We start from the raw sequence: 13,220 nt of genomic DNA, 5'->3' as shown, positions 1-13,220 counted from the left end.
GTATTAGATAAAAACGAACTGTCATGAAAAAAGACTACCAAGTAGGGTACTGCACCCCAGAAGTTAGATTTTTAACTCTAACTTCTGGGGTGCAGTACATAGGTAGTCTTTTTTGGTTTATAGTAATGATAGCAATGCTCCACCGACAGCTCCTGTTACAACAATAATCCAAGGTGGCAGTTTCCAATATACAAGCATACTAAAGAGGATAGCAGCAAAAGCAAAGTCAATAGGTCCAAGAATTGAACTGGTCCAAATTGGGTGGTAGAGTGCGGAAATTAGAATTCCGACAACTGCTGCATTAACACCCATTAAAGCTCCTTTCACTTTAGGGCTTCGACGTAAAGAATCCCAAAAAGGAAGGGTACCTAGTATAAGGAGGAAGGCAGGTAAGAAGATGGCGACAGTTGCAAGTAAACCGCCTTGCCATCCGTTCATAACTGCACCAAGGTAGGCTGCAAATGTAAACAAAGGTCCTGGAACCGCTTGTGCAGCACCATATCCGGCTAAAAATGCTTCTTCACTTAACCATCCTGTTGGTACAAATTCTCGTTCTAACAATGGTAAAACAACATGTCCTCCTCCGAACACGAGCGATCCAGATCTGTAAAAGCTGTCAAACATGGCAATCCAGTGAAGAGAGGTAATTTCTCGTAATATTGGTAATAAGATTAGTAACCCGAAAAATAAGGCTAAACATACCAAAGCAAATGTACGTGAGATAGGAAAGTTTATGCTAGACTCATCAGAATCCTTTTGGTCTTTGTAAATTAAATAACCTAGAATTGCTGAGATGAGAATGACCCCAACTTGTGTAAATGCAGTTTGCCACAACAAAGTGCCAACTAGCGCCAACAATGCAATAGCTTTCCTTGTTTTATCAGGAGTAAGCTTTTGAGCCATTCCAAGAACAGCATGTGCAACAACTGCTACAGCGACTAATTTTAAGCCGTGTATCCATCCGGCATCACCAATGTCTAGCCCCTGTAGAATCAATGCAAATAGTATAAGTGCAATAACAGAAGGGAGTGTAAATCCAATAAAAGAGACAAGTCCGCCAAGGATACCAGCACGCATAACACCGATACCTATCCCGACTTGTGAACTGGCGGGACCAGGTAAGAACTGACAAAGCGCCACTAAGTCTGCATAGCTTTTTTCGTCCATCCATTTTCTTCTGCGGATATATTCTTCATGAAAATACCCAAGATGTGCAACAGGGCCACCAAAGGATGTCAAACCAAGTCTACTAGAAACAAGTAATATTTCCAGAAGAGATCCGTAACTTTTATTATTCTTCAATCTGTTCACCTCTCGTTATTCTTTGATTTCCTTAAAGAGCTCATAGGCTTTATTTCTTGCCTCTACGAGTACCGAATTTCCTTTTTCAGTTGTTGTATAGTATTTTCTAATTTTTCCTTCCACATTTTTCTCTTCTTTTTTCAGCAATCCATCAGACTCCATGCTGTGAAGAATCGGATACAAGGTTCCGGAGCTGATGCTATAACCGTGTTCTCTTAATTCTTCAAGCATCCAAGAGCCAAAAATAGGGTGCTCTTTAGCATGGTGTAAAATATGAATTTGAATAAACCCAAGAAAAAGCTTACGAAGTATTTTGTCTTCCATGTTTTATACCTTCTTTTATAATGATATAGGAAATCAATATCGGAACTCGATATCGGTATTATAGCATGAGAATAAACATTTCTAAACACTATAATAAAAAATTTACATACTCTTTACAAACTTGGCCATTTTTGATGAGTATTTGTGAGTTAGGGGGTTGTTTCATTGGCTTATGTGGTGGGATTTAAATGAAAGATGACGGTACCAATTACTGCCTCTCAACCACTAAGTTATTTGAACGCTCAAATGAACGGTTTTTTTTTACAATTTTGGATACGATAATATAGAAATTGTAGGGTGAGGTGATTTTCATGAAGGTATCAAAGAGACATTTCTTGTTTAATCTTGGTATTGTAATTGTTCCCTGGCTAACGTTACTATTTATCGGAAAACGTGATTTTAAAAGGTATTCGTTGTCGGGTATTGTAATCGTGGTTTTTGAAATCATTAATCATCTTATCGGTCATAGACGCAGCTGGTGGAAGTTTTTTGATAAACCGAAAAATTTCTTGAAAGATGAACTACCTTTTAGCGTTGGTCCGTATATGCCTCTCTCTATGTGGTTACTTAAGTTTTCTTTCGGTAACTTTAAAAAGTTTATATTCCTCAATGTGGTTGCCGATGGAATATTTGCTTTTCTAATAATGGATGTCTTCAAGAAAATGAAAATAATTCGCTTAAACCGACTTAGCCGATTTCAATTTTTTCTTTACATCCATTACAAAGCATACATCCTATATGCTATCCAATACCTCTACGAAAAAGCAAGAGGATATATTTAAGTGGGACATGGGGACAGGTCCCTTGTCCCACAATATTTTTACAATTATTACGGTAAGATACCGAAAAAGGTAATGTTTTCCTGTTCCGTTGGTATAATTTTGGTAAGTATGGTATGTTTTAGTAGAGTCGTTAACCGCATATAAGTTGTCCGTACCTACTAGCCAATGGAATAAAGCATAAGGGAGTATTGACATGTCGAGTGTAAAAATAGAGAGTAAAGCTGTAGAGAATGTTTGTGAAAGACTTACGTTCTCTGGCGTGATTTTAGCGAAACAAGAGAATGATATTTTGATAGAGTCAGCGAATGGTTTAGCAAATCGCGCTGATGAGTTACCTAATACTGTTACAACTAAATTCGGAATTGCATCTGGTTGTAAGTTATTTACAGCAATTGCTATAAGTCAATTGTTTGAAAAAGGGTTACTCTCACCTGAAACAAGGTTATTAGATTGTTTAGATTTTGAATTTCCAAACTTTGATCAGGATATTACAGTTCACCATTTATTAACACATAGTTCGGGTGTTCCTGATTATTTTGATGAAGACGTTATGGATGATTTTGAGGAGCTTTGGAAAGGTAAACCAATGTATTTGATGAATCACTTACAGGAATTTTTACCTTTGTTCCAACATAATAAAATGATGTTTTCACCAGGAGAGAGGTTTCACTACAACAATGCAGGATATATACTGTTAGGGTTAATTGTTGAGAAAGTAACAGGGCAATTGTTTACAGAGTATGTAGAAGAGCATATATTCAAGCCTTGTGAGATGGAGGGTTCAGGTTATTTTTCACTCAATCATCTTCCGAAAAATACTGCGATTGGATATATAGATGAAGAAGATGGAACTTGGCGAACGAATATGTATTCAATCCCTATAATGGGTGGATCCGATGGTGGAGCTTTTATCACGGCACCAGATATGATGAAACTATGGGAAGCCTTGTTAAGTAATCGATTATTATCTTCTGAAAATACCGAGAAACTTCTAACACCTCATATCCAAGCAGAAGATGATGAATATTATGGCTATGGCATTTGGATTTCTAAGAGAGGTTCAGAAATTTTTAAATATCATGTGATGGGGTATGACCCGGGTGTTAGCTTTGCATCTTCATTTTACCCGTCTTCTGGTTTGAAGGTGGTAATACCATCAAATCAATCATTTGGACCACATACTATCACTGAGGTTATTGAAGAAAACTTATAGAATGCATTGAGACAAAGGACGCTGTAGTTATTAGACAGCGTCTTTATTTACGATAGGAGGTTTGATCTATGAATAAAGTTTTTGTGTATGGCACGCTGCGTAAAGGAGAAAAAAACCATTATCTTTTAAAGGAGTCCGTTTGTCTTTCAGATAATTGCTGGGTATTTGGAGAACTTCATGATACGGGTTATGGTTATCCAGTTCTAAAACCGAGTACAATTTCTAAGGTTATTGGTGAGGTGTATGAAGTGAATGATGAGATTCTACAAAGATTGGATGTGCTTGAAGGCTATACGGAAGGTAGCCAATCTAATTTATATGAAAGAATCTGTCAGGTAGTATACCAAGATGGTCCTTTTACCGAAGCTTTTGTTTATGTGACGGGCTCTCATTTGCAAGAACGAAATCATAAAATTGAGTCGGGTGATTGGAAGACTTATCGGAAATAAAAAATAAGTAGTACCTCTTCGATTCTATGTGTAAAGGAAGTGATTTTGAAAAGATAGTAACAGTCTCCGTACATCTCGCAAAAAACGACCTTGTCCCAAAATAATTTACAAAATATTACTCTACTTATGGCAGAATAATGTTAAAATAGGCGATATTAGCAATTTTTTATACATAGGGGGAAATGATGTTGGATACGAAATTTTCTAGGCCAAAGGGATTTGGTGAGATTCTTGATCTTACGTTTAGTTTAAGTAAGAAACGTTTTAGGGATTTTTTCTTGATTTTACTTGTTTTTATGGGTCCTATTTATTTGTTGGAAGCCATTATACTAGTAGCTTCAGGTGCAAGCTTTTTTAGGGATATGGGAGTAGGCGATGATTGGTTTACTCAGTTTTCCAATAGCTTCGATGAAGGGGCATATGCTCAAGATATCGGGTTAGGTGCAAGTTTAGGCACAATATTTATTGGTCTTGCAAGTGTAGTTTTGTTTCCTGTTGCAGAAGCTGCAATCTTAATTGCTATTAATCATATTCGAAAAGGTGAAGAATATAGCATTGGATCTGTAATTAAAAAGGGATTCAAGAAATTCTGGTCAATGTTAGGTAGTAATATTTTATTTGGACTTATTACTTTTGGGGTTATTTTTCTTCCCATCATGATTGTTACGTTTATTGGTGTGTTTAGTGCAATGGCTAATCCATTTATAGGAGTTATTTTTGCATTATTTCTTGGATTACTTTTCTTTGTTGGAATTGGCTATTTACTAACTCGTTGGAGTTTTTATTTTGGTTCAGTTGTACTTGATCATGAGGCACCAGGTTTTACTAGAAGCTGGCGTTTAACAAAAGGCCGTGCATGGGTATCGTTTGGTCTTTATATCATTTTTTTCTTAATCATTAGTTGTATTAGCTTTGCAGTTGAATTAAGTTTTGGGATTTTCCTAGGGAACAGCGTTTTATTAACACTTATCGTTAATATTGTTACGATATTTACTACTTTAATTTTTGCTGTAGGGTATGCAGTAATGTACTTAGATTTGAAAATTAGACATGATGCTGAAGATTTAGATGAGATGATTGATGAATATAAAACTCGTTATTAACCTAGGTAAGTTAGGTGATCAAATATGAAAACAAATGAAGCAAGAGAAAAATTCGAGGACATACTTGATGGCAAGGAGTATCAAGTTTATTACGATAAATCGAGAAATATTTTTGAGGTATTGTGGGAGAGAGCAAAAGAATGGCTTTCAGACCTTCTCTCAAATATATTCCCATCAATTGAGACAGCTAATGGTGCTGCTGATATCATTTTAGCTATTATTGTAATAGGAATTCTCATTCTGTTAGGTATTTCCATTTTTCTACTTGTGAGAAATACAAAAAGAAATCGTAACTTCAAGCAAAATAAGCCTCTTCATTCCATGAAGGAATTAAACTGGTCTTATCAAAAGCATTTCCAAGAAGCAATGAAACAGGAGGAAGCCGGGCAGTATTCATTAGCAACCCGCCACCTGTTTCTTGCGTTGCTTCTATATTTTCATGAAAAAGAATGGCTGGAAGCAAAAATTTGGAAAACAAACTGGGAGTATTTTGATGAGCTGCGTAAAGTAAATCAGACATGGGCAGATCAATTTTATCACTTAGCACTTGTTTTTGATGAAGTAACCTATGGAGAACATGAAATAGGAAAAGATGAATATACTCAATTCCGTGAAAAGACAATGGTTTGGCTTTCTGATGCTGATGTGACAAGCGAACTAAAAGGAGAGAGGGGGTAACATATGCAGAAACAATCTTCACGAAAAATTTGGATGTGGCTTTCAGGACTCGTCATCCTGTTTTTGCTGGTAAGTTATTTTATACAATCTTATAATCCAAAATCATATCCCAGCTATGTTTCTGATTCCCCTTCTCCAACAGGTGTAAAAGCTTTATATACGTATTTACATGATGATTACGACGTAAATAGATGGACTCATTCTCCAGACCTCTTACCAAAGAGTAATAGTCAACTATTGATAATGGTAGAGCCATACTTTACACCTGAACAAGAGGAGATGTCAGCTTATCAGGAGTTTATGGAAGCCGGAAATACAATCCTATTACTGAAATCGAACCCTAAAGGGATGTTCGATATAAATGCTTTACCGGTAGCGATAGACTTTGCAGATAATGATGATGATAAGGTCCGCGACATGAGTGGTGTTGAATACTCTGCAGATGTAAGCTCTTCAGTTCGGATAATCAATGCTGATCAGGATGATATTGTATTAGAAGATGAGTATGGGATTATCGCGGTGAGTCGTTCGGTCGGAGAAGGTAAGCTCATTGTTTCAATTACTCCAGAGTGGGTCATGAATCAAAATCTATTAAACTATGATCACATACCACTCGTGTTATCGCTTTTAGAATTAGACAAATACCATACATATTTGATTGATGAATATTTACACGGTGACAAAAATGGTGCTACTGTTTTTACCCTTTACCCAAGCTGGTTTTTAGTGCTGCTTTTACAAGGTGCACTCCTTATTATTTTATGGCTATGGTATAAAGGTAAGCGTTTCGGACCGGTTGTCGTTCCAAGAGAGGAAACAGTGCGTTTTAGTGATGAAGGAATCCGAGCATTAAGCGCCTGGTATTTACGAGGTCGTTATTATCACGACTCACTAACCATTCAAGCGGATTATGTGAAGCTTTTGTTACAAGAGAAATGGGGGATTGCTTATCACAAGGAGTGGACAGACATTGCTCCCAAGCTTGAACAAAGATGGGTTACTCAAAAGCCGAGTGACATAAAAACCTATTTAAAAGATCTTACGAGAGTCTTGACTGCTGAAAATTTATCAAAGCAAGAGTACTTGCTTTGGTCGAAGAAGCTGGATGAATTACGGAAAGAGGTGGAGCAAGGATGAAACCAGAAATCACATCCTTATTAGATAAATACGAACAACGGATTTTAGGACAAAACACAAACCTGAGACTATTATTGTCTGCTATTTTGGCAGGTGGCCATGTATTAATCGAAGGTGTACCAGGTACAGGGAAAACACAAATGGTCAGAACCCTTGCTACTCTTTTAGGAGGGGACTTTAATCGAATTCAGTTCACTCCAGACTTATTACCTAGTGATATTACTGGAAGTATGATTTACAACATGAAGGAAGGTTCTTTTCAAACATTAAAGGGACCCGTTTTTACAAATATTCTTTTAGCTGATGAAATTAACCGTACACCTGCAAAAACACAAGCTGCGTTACTAGAAGCGATGGAGGAAAAGCAAGTAACAATTCAAGGTGAAACGTATCAACTTCCAGATGTGTTTTTTGTTGTTGCCACTCAAAACCCAATTGAATTTGAGGGGACATATCGTTTACCAGAGGCTCAGCAGGATCGTTTCCTTTTTAAGCTACAAATTGATTTTCCAGGTTTTGAGGAAGAAAAAAATGTAGTGAAGCAAGTGATTGAACAAAGCTTTTTAAACTCAAATGCTGCTTCTGTCCTTGATATTGAAACTTTCTTACAAATTAGAAAAGAAATTGAACAAGTTACAATTGGTGAAGGTGTTCTTGAATACATCATGAACATTGTTCGTAGAACGCGTGAATCAGAAAGCATTCGTTTTGGTGCTAGTACAAGAGCGGCGATTTCTATAGGAAAAGCTGCACAGTCATGGGCGTACTTAGCAGGACGTGATTATGTGACTCCTGATGATATCAAGATGGTGGCAAGACCAGCTCTACGACACAGAATTCAACTATCTCCACATGTAGAATTGGAGGGAGTAACCGTTGACGAGATCATTGAAGAACTTGTGGGATCGGTTCCTGTTCCTAGATAGGGGCATTCTCCCAACACCGAGATTACTGCTTGTACTTCTTTTACTATCCATAGGTTTTCTAATGTTTGCACCATTTGAAATGTCCTGGAGCTATGTCATTGTTGGAAATATCGTTATTATTCTGGGTAGTTTAGTAGATTTATTGTTTTCACCACGAAAAAAAGAGCTTTCTGTAAAACGTAGAAATGAGGAAGAGATGGAAAGAGGACTTCCAATTAATGTTGAAATAGAATTGGTAAATCATTCATCATATGGTTTATCTTTTCGATTAATTGATGGCCTTCCACATACGTTTGATACGGAGTTTCCTTTACGTGATAAAGTTTCTAGCGAAACAACTAATTTGATTACATATGTAGCTGTTCCCACCGTTCGTGGTGATTATGACTTTAGTAAACTCTATTTGCGTTATAAAAGTGCATTGGGATTGTGGGAGAAACAAGTGACTTTTTCAGTATCAAATACTGTTAAAGTTATACCCGATTTAACAGAAACAAGGCAGTACCTTGAAAATGCTCAGAAGTTTTTATTATATGATGGCGTGAAAATCCGAAAGCAACATAGTGGTGCAGGCGAATTTTCGAAGATTCGCAGCTATGTAGTAGGTGACGATCCTCGAACAATCAACTGGCGTCAAACCGCAAAGCTTCAAGAGGTTATGACGAACGAGTATGAACCGGAGCATGGAAAATATATTACGATCTTAATAGATTGTGGACGGATGATGGGTGCCGAGCTTAAAAAAGGCAACCGTTTAGAAAAGTCGATTGAATCTGCGATTACGGTAGCAACTGCAGCTTTACAAAAAGGCGACTATGTATCTGTTTTAGCTTTCTCGAAAGAAGTAAAAGTTTTTGTACCAGCAGGTAAGGGTATGGCACATTTGCAAACCATTTTGCAATCAATCTATAACGTTAGGGTAGATGCTGCGGAATCAAATTATGGAACCGTTTTTACATATTTAGAGACCGTTCAGAAAAAACGCAGCTTACTTTTACTATTTAGTGATGTCCATACATTTTTACATGAAGAAAGTGCGCTTCTTTATTTAAAACGATTAAGACAACGGCATTATTTTATTATGATCGGTGTGGAGGACGTTACGTTACAGAAGCGTGTAGAAGAGGCTCCAGCTACCGTTCAAGCAGCGATGCTTAAAAGTATGGCTCAGCAGCAGATGCTCGTGAAAAAGCGCGAAAAGCGAAAATGGGAAAAACAAGGCCTCATAATGGTTGAGGCCCAGGAAGAAAAATTAGCAGCTACAGCTGTCTCTTATTATATTGATATTATGAATCGTAACCTACTGTAGCTTGTTTTTTCATTAAAAACAGTTTACCTGTGATTACATATAGAACTAAACCAATCACAGTAATAAATGCTACAGTATATTTTGCTTCAAGAGAGATAGCAGCAGGGGTAATAAATCCTTCGATAATCCCGGCAATAACAAATAGAGGAATGGTACCAAGTAACAGCTGCACCGAGCGCTTTGCTTGGTACTTTAATTGGTAACCTCTCGTAAATTGACCAGGAACGAAAAGTTTATATCCCATTAGTAATCCTGCACCACCAGCTATAAAAATAGCAGTAAGTTCTATCATTCCATGTGGTACGATGTAAGCCCAGAAATCATAGGTTTTACCATAATGCCAGAACAACCCAGCTAGAGCTCCGACGATGATCCCATTATAGATCAACATATATACTGTTAATAATCCGAAAGTGACACCGCCAGCAAAAGCTAAAATGGCAACCTGAATATTGTTTGTCATAATACTTGCTGACATGGTAGGGGAATCTACTGAACCGTCTTGACTCCCTAAATGCTCAGGGCTAACTCCTTGTGCAATATCTGCAGGGAGAATGGAAAATAGGTGAAGAGGATCATTAATAACAGAAATAAAGGCACCAAGACCACCAATTGTAAAAAGAATCATTGCAGCAATAACAAATCGCCACTGCTCAAGCAGCAAGCCAATAAACTTGGTACTGAAAAAATATCGAATTTGTTTAAAACTGGATACTTGGTCTTTATACAATAGGTTGTGAGCCTTTGAAACTAATCCGTTAAGATAAGGGGTAACCTCTTCATTCGGAAAATATGTTTGACTATAGGATAAATGCTGTGCTGACTTTTGATAAAGTCTATGAAACTGGTTAATATCATCACTCGTTCTTGAACCTCTACCTTTTTGTAAGGTCGCGATTAAGGTTTCAAGTTGTTGCCACTCTTCACGATGAAGTTTAACAAATTGCTTTATATTCATTATGTAGACACCTCAGTTTTTCTAACACGGAATATTCTTATTATAGTAATATTACAGATAAATAGAAACACCTATAGAGAAAAAACTGCCAAGAAATGGGGGAAATCTGTTGAATCACGAACAAACAAATATAAAAACACCTGAATTCGTCTCACTTCAATTTCAGCTTGCTGGCCTCGGTAGTAGAACAGCTGCATTTTTAATTGATACAATTCTACTTTCAATAATTAATGTTGTTACCTTTATCACTCTGTTACTTGTTTTATATGGAGGACCTGATTCGTGGTTCTTTATGGAAGTAGGATCATTACCAATTGCTATAACCATTATTCTTTTGTTTATTTTAAATTGGAGCTACTTTTTCCTATATGAGTTCTTTTCTGGAGGGAAAACTCTCGGTAAAAGATGGGTTGGTATTCGAGTAATACAAGAAAACGGCCATAGTATCACGTTACTATCCAGCTTTATACGTAATTTTCTTCGTATCATTGATTCATTACCGGCTAGCTATTTATTAGGAATTGTAATGATTTTTACTCACTCAAAGCATAAACGAATTGGTGACCTGGTGGCAGGTACAATTGTTGTACATGAAAGACGTTCAAAAAAAGGTAAGAAACAAACACCACTTGAAAAAGAAATTGAGAAAAGGGGCTTATCTAAGGAGTTTCTCGTTATAGATGACTGGGCACTAAAGTCTCTTGGTAACAAGGAATGGAAGCTACTGCAAACATACTCCAACCGACTTTTAGATCTAAGACCAGATGAAAAATGGAGAAGAACGAAGCAAATCTCTGATCTTTTACTTCCAATAGTAGGTGTTGAGATACAAGGAAAAACAGAAGAAGAACTAGAGAATGCACTTCTTGTTCTCTATTTATACCTAAAGGATGATTGGGAATTCGAATTGTAAAAACTCCTTCTAAAGTCCTATTTCTCATGTATAATCTAAATAGGTATCGATCAAATACTAGGATATAAGACCGTGTTTAGTGGGAGATTTTAGCATGAAGAAATTTGGGATATGTTTTATTATTTTTTTAGTAGTCGGATGTTCTGGTAAAGAAGGTGTAATAGTGGAAGAAAAAGAAGTACTACATGTTTCAGCTAAGAGTGTTTCGAAAGAGAAAGAACCTGTGAGGCCAAATGTGGATTCCATCGACTATTTTCTACCAGATAATCATTCGCAAGAGCGTACCGAAAAAATTACACATTTGATGATTCATTTCATTAGTAATGCAGCGAATAATCCGAAGGATCCTTATAATGTAAGAGATGTGAACGCGATTTTTCTTGACTATGGTTTGTCGGTTCATTATATGATTGACCGTGATGGGAACATTTATCAGTTGGTTTCAGAGGATCGGGTAGCTTATCATGCAGGTAAGGGGTCTTTATCTGGTTTTCCTGGTTACGAAGATCGCATGAATGAATACTCAATTGGAATTGAACTATTAGCTATTGGAACCAAGGAAGAAATGACTGCGATCATTCCTGAAGAGAAATTTGTACAAATTGATCCTTCGCTACAAGGCTACACGGACGCACAATATAAGACATTACGATTATTGGTGGATGATATACTAAAACGTAATCCATCCATTTTACAAGATCGACGCCACGTAATTGGACATGATGAATATGCGCTAGATCGAAAAACAGATCCGGGTTCATTATTTGATTGGACTCAAATAGGGTTTTAAAAGCATGTGGAAACTCACATGCTTTTGTTAATGAAAGAGAAAAGAGGTAGTAGAGAAATGAAGATAAAGTGGGGAATTGCTGCAGGAATTTTTGTTGTACTTTTAGTAGTGGCATATGGATTTGTAGGGAATTATTTTTACAACTTTGCATTGAATGCGAATCAGGAAAAAGAATTTCTGGAGGATAATCCACATCTTGAAGAAACGGAAGCAGTGTCAGCTGACCTAGTGGAAGTAAACGAAATCGCTGATGCAGAGTTTAAGAAAGATCATGAACCATCGACTTTAACAGTGGTTTCTGAAGATAAGTTGAAGTTGAAGTTAAACGGATATGTGTATGAACAGGAAGATAATTCTAACAAATGGGCGATTGTTGTCCACGGTTATACAAGCAATAGTACACATATGATCCGCTATGTCCGAAACTTTTACGAGCAAGGCTACAATGTGCTAGCTCCTGATTTACGTGGTCATGGCAAAAGCGAGGGAGATTATATCGGTATGGGCTGGCATGATCGAAAAGACATGCTGCTTTGGATAGATGAAGTACTGAAAAAGGATCCAGAAGCAGAAATTGCTCTATTTGGTGTGTCGATGGGCGCAGCAACCGTTATGATGACATCTGGTGAAGACATTCCAAGCAATGTTAAGGTTATTGTAGAGGATTGCGGCTATTCCACTGTAAAGGATATCTTTGTTTATCAGCTTGACGATTTATTTGGACTACCTCCGTTTCCTGTTATTAATGCTGCGAACACGGTTACGAATATTCGTGCCGGGTATGATTTAGCTGAAGCATCATCACTTGAGCAAATTAAAAAAAGTGAAACACCAACATTGTTTATACATGGCGATGCAGATACCTTCGTGCCTTATGAAATGCTAGACGAGGTATATGAAGCAGCCAATGTTGAAAAAGACAAACTTATCATCCCTGGTGCCGGTCATGGAGAAGCAGAAAAAGTAAACCCTGAGACTTACTGGAACACGATTTGGGAGTTTGTTGGGGAGTATATTAGTTAGTAGGAGATACCTGTTTTTGGCAGGTGTCTTTTTTGTTTGTGTAGATTATTGAGTGTGGTGTTGATTGCCGGTGAAGTGGTGAGAGGTGTGTTTTTGTTCAGTGAGAGACGGCTAATCGCCCGAGAATTGGAAAGAGAAGGAATCTCGGTCGATAAGAGGTGTTCTAATCGTCCGAGAATTGGAGAGAGAAGGTATCTCGGTCGATAAGAGGTGTTCTAATCGCCCGAGAATTGGAGAGAGAAGGAATCTCGGTCGATAAGAGGTGTTCTAATCGCCCGAGAATTGGAAAGAGAAGGAATCTCGGTCGATAAGA

Annotated in this window: 14 protein-coding genes; 11 read left to right on the top strand and 3 right to left on the bottom strand. The window is 37.3% G+C overall.

Translation table 11 applies throughout. The features are described from left to right. Positions 1-117: 117 nt before the first annotated feature. Complete coding sequence (locus AB3M96_RS16975; RefSeq protein ID WP_412968823.1) at positions 118-1,302, bottom strand: chromate transporter; 1,185 nt, start codon at positions 1,300-1,302, stop codon at positions 118-120. A gap of 15 nt (positions 1,303-1,317) precedes the next feature. Further along, positions 1,318-1,626 (bottom strand): PadR family transcriptional regulator, encoded by a 309-nt coding sequence (locus AB3M96_RS16970; RefSeq protein ID WP_412968822.1) that lies wholly within the window; start codon positions 1,624-1,626, stop codon positions 1,318-1,320. A 311-nt stretch (positions 1,627-1,937) separates the two neighbouring features. Here AB3M96_RS16970 and AB3M96_RS16965 point away from each other — a divergent pair, with 311 nt between their 5' ends. The 8 genes from AB3M96_RS16965 (at position 1,938) to AB3M96_RS16930 (ending at position 9,223) form a co-directional block, all read left to right on the top strand. Further along, positions 1,938-2,408: a hypothetical protein gene (locus AB3M96_RS16965; RefSeq protein WP_412968821.1), complete on the top strand. Its 471-nt coding sequence runs from the start codon at positions 1,938-1,940 to the stop codon at positions 2,406-2,408. 193 nt (positions 2,409-2,601) lie between these two features. Continuing rightward, complete coding sequence (locus AB3M96_RS16960) at positions 2,602-3,621, top strand: serine hydrolase domain-containing protein (protein WP_412968820.1); 1,020 nt, start codon at positions 2,602-2,604, stop codon at positions 3,619-3,621. A 68-nt stretch (positions 3,622-3,689) separates the two neighbouring features. Then, positions 3,690-4,070 carry a gamma-glutamylcyclotransferase family protein gene (locus tag AB3M96_RS16955; protein ID WP_412968819.1) on the top strand — a complete coding sequence of 127 codons (381 nt, stop codon included), beginning with the start codon at positions 3,690-3,692 and terminating at the stop codon, positions 4,068-4,070. 188 nt (positions 4,071-4,258) lie between these two features. Then, positions 4,259-5,173 carry a DUF7847 domain-containing protein gene (locus AB3M96_RS16950; RefSeq protein ID WP_412968818.1) on the top strand — a complete coding sequence of 305 codons (915 nt, stop codon included), beginning with the start codon at positions 4,259-4,261 and terminating at the stop codon, positions 5,171-5,173. Between the two features lie 24 nt (positions 5,174-5,197). After that, positions 5,198-5,851: a DUF4129 domain-containing protein gene (locus AB3M96_RS16945; protein ID WP_412968817.1), complete on the top strand. Its 654-nt coding sequence runs from the start codon at positions 5,198-5,200 to the stop codon at positions 5,849-5,851. A 3-nt stretch (positions 5,852-5,854) separates the two neighbouring features. Beyond that, a complete protein-coding gene (locus tag AB3M96_RS16940; RefSeq protein ID WP_412968816.1) occupies positions 5,855-6,988 on the top strand; it encodes a DUF4350 domain-containing protein in 1,134 nt (377 codons plus the stop codon). Then, the gene (locus AB3M96_RS16935) at positions 6,985-7,914 is read left to right on the top strand and encodes an AAA family ATPase (protein WP_412968815.1); all 930 of its coding nucleotides are present in this window, start codon (positions 6,985-6,987) and stop codon (positions 7,912-7,914) included. Before AB3M96_RS16940 ends, AB3M96_RS16935 begins: the two co-directional genes overlap by 4 nt. Next, on the top strand, positions 7,865-9,223 hold the full coding sequence (locus tag AB3M96_RS16930) for a DUF58 domain-containing protein (protein ID WP_412968814.1): 1,359 nt from the start codon (positions 7,865-7,867) through the stop codon (positions 9,221-9,223). Before AB3M96_RS16935 ends, AB3M96_RS16930 begins: the two co-directional genes overlap by 50 nt. Here AB3M96_RS16930 and AB3M96_RS16925 read toward each other — a convergent pair. After that, positions 9,201-10,181, bottom strand: a complete 981-nt coding sequence (locus AB3M96_RS16925) for a stage II sporulation protein M (RefSeq protein ID WP_412968813.1) — start codon at positions 10,179-10,181, stop codon at positions 9,201-9,203. The genes AB3M96_RS16930 and AB3M96_RS16925 overlap by 23 nt on opposite strands. Before the next feature lie 109 nt (positions 10,182-10,290). Here AB3M96_RS16925 and AB3M96_RS16920 point away from each other — a divergent pair, with 109 nt between their 5' ends. The 3 genes from AB3M96_RS16920 to AB3M96_RS16910 all read left to right on the top strand — a co-directional run bounded on the left by AB3M96_RS16920 (position 10,291) and on the right by AB3M96_RS16910 (position 12,907). Further along, positions 10,291-11,094: an RDD family protein gene (locus AB3M96_RS16920; protein WP_412968812.1), complete on the top strand. Its 804-nt coding sequence runs from the start codon at positions 10,291-10,293 to the stop codon at positions 11,092-11,094. Between the two features lie 94 nt (positions 11,095-11,188). Further along, positions 11,189-11,884, top strand: coding sequence for an N-acetylmuramoyl-L-alanine amidase (locus tag AB3M96_RS16915; protein ID WP_412968811.1), 696 nt, complete (start codon positions 11,189-11,191; stop codon positions 11,882-11,884). 57 nt (positions 11,885-11,941) lie between these two features. Continuing rightward, positions 11,942-12,907 (top strand): alpha/beta hydrolase, encoded by a 966-nt coding sequence (locus tag AB3M96_RS16910; RefSeq protein ID WP_412968850.1) that lies wholly within the window; start codon positions 11,942-11,944, stop codon positions 12,905-12,907. Positions 12,908-13,220: the final 313 nt, after the last annotated feature.

The sequence above is a fragment of the Ferdinandcohnia jepli genome (genome assembly GCF_047246645.1).
Taxonomy (GTDB): domain Bacteria; phylum Bacillota; class Bacilli; order Bacillales; family Bacillaceae_L; genus Ferdinandcohnia.
The sequence above is the reverse complement of the archived record's forward strand: the minus strand, read 5'-3'. Positions and strand labels throughout refer to the sequence as shown.

Excerpts from the sequence above, each read along its gene's own strand:
- AB3M96_RS16945 (WP_412968817.1), top strand. The coding sequence starts at position 5,198 with ATGAAAACAAATGAAGCAAGAGAAAAATTCGAGGACATACTTGATGGC.
- AB3M96_RS16925 (WP_412968813.1), bottom strand. The coding sequence starts at position 10,181 with ATGAATATAAAGCAATTTGTTAAACTTCATCGTGAAGAGTGGCAACAA.
- AB3M96_RS16970 (WP_412968822.1), bottom strand. The coding sequence starts at position 1,626 with ATGGAAGACAAAATACTTCGTAAGCTTTTTCTTGGGTTTATTCAAATT.
- AB3M96_RS16935 (WP_412968815.1), top strand. The coding sequence starts at position 6,985 with ATGAAACCAGAAATCACATCCTTATTAGATAAATACGAACAACGGATT.
- AB3M96_RS16915 (WP_412968811.1), top strand. The coding sequence starts at position 11,189 with ATGAAGAAATTTGGGATATGTTTTATTATTTTTTTAGTAGTCGGATGT.
- AB3M96_RS16960 (WP_412968820.1), top strand. The coding sequence starts at position 2,602 with ATGTCGAGTGTAAAAATAGAGAGTAAAGCTGTAGAGAATGTTTGTGAA.
- AB3M96_RS16955 (WP_412968819.1), top strand. The coding sequence starts at position 3,690 with ATGAATAAAGTTTTTGTGTATGGCACGCTGCGTAAAGGAGAAAAAAAC.
- AB3M96_RS16910 (WP_412968850.1), top strand. The coding sequence starts at position 11,942 with ATGAAGATAAAGTGGGGAATTGCTGCAGGAATTTTTGTTGTACTTTTA.
- AB3M96_RS16940 (WP_412968816.1), top strand. The coding sequence starts at position 5,855 with ATGCAGAAACAATCTTCACGAAAAATTTGGATGTGGCTTTCAGGACTC.
- AB3M96_RS16965 (WP_412968821.1), top strand. The coding sequence starts at position 1,938 with ATGAAGGTATCAAAGAGACATTTCTTGTTTAATCTTGGTATTGTAATT.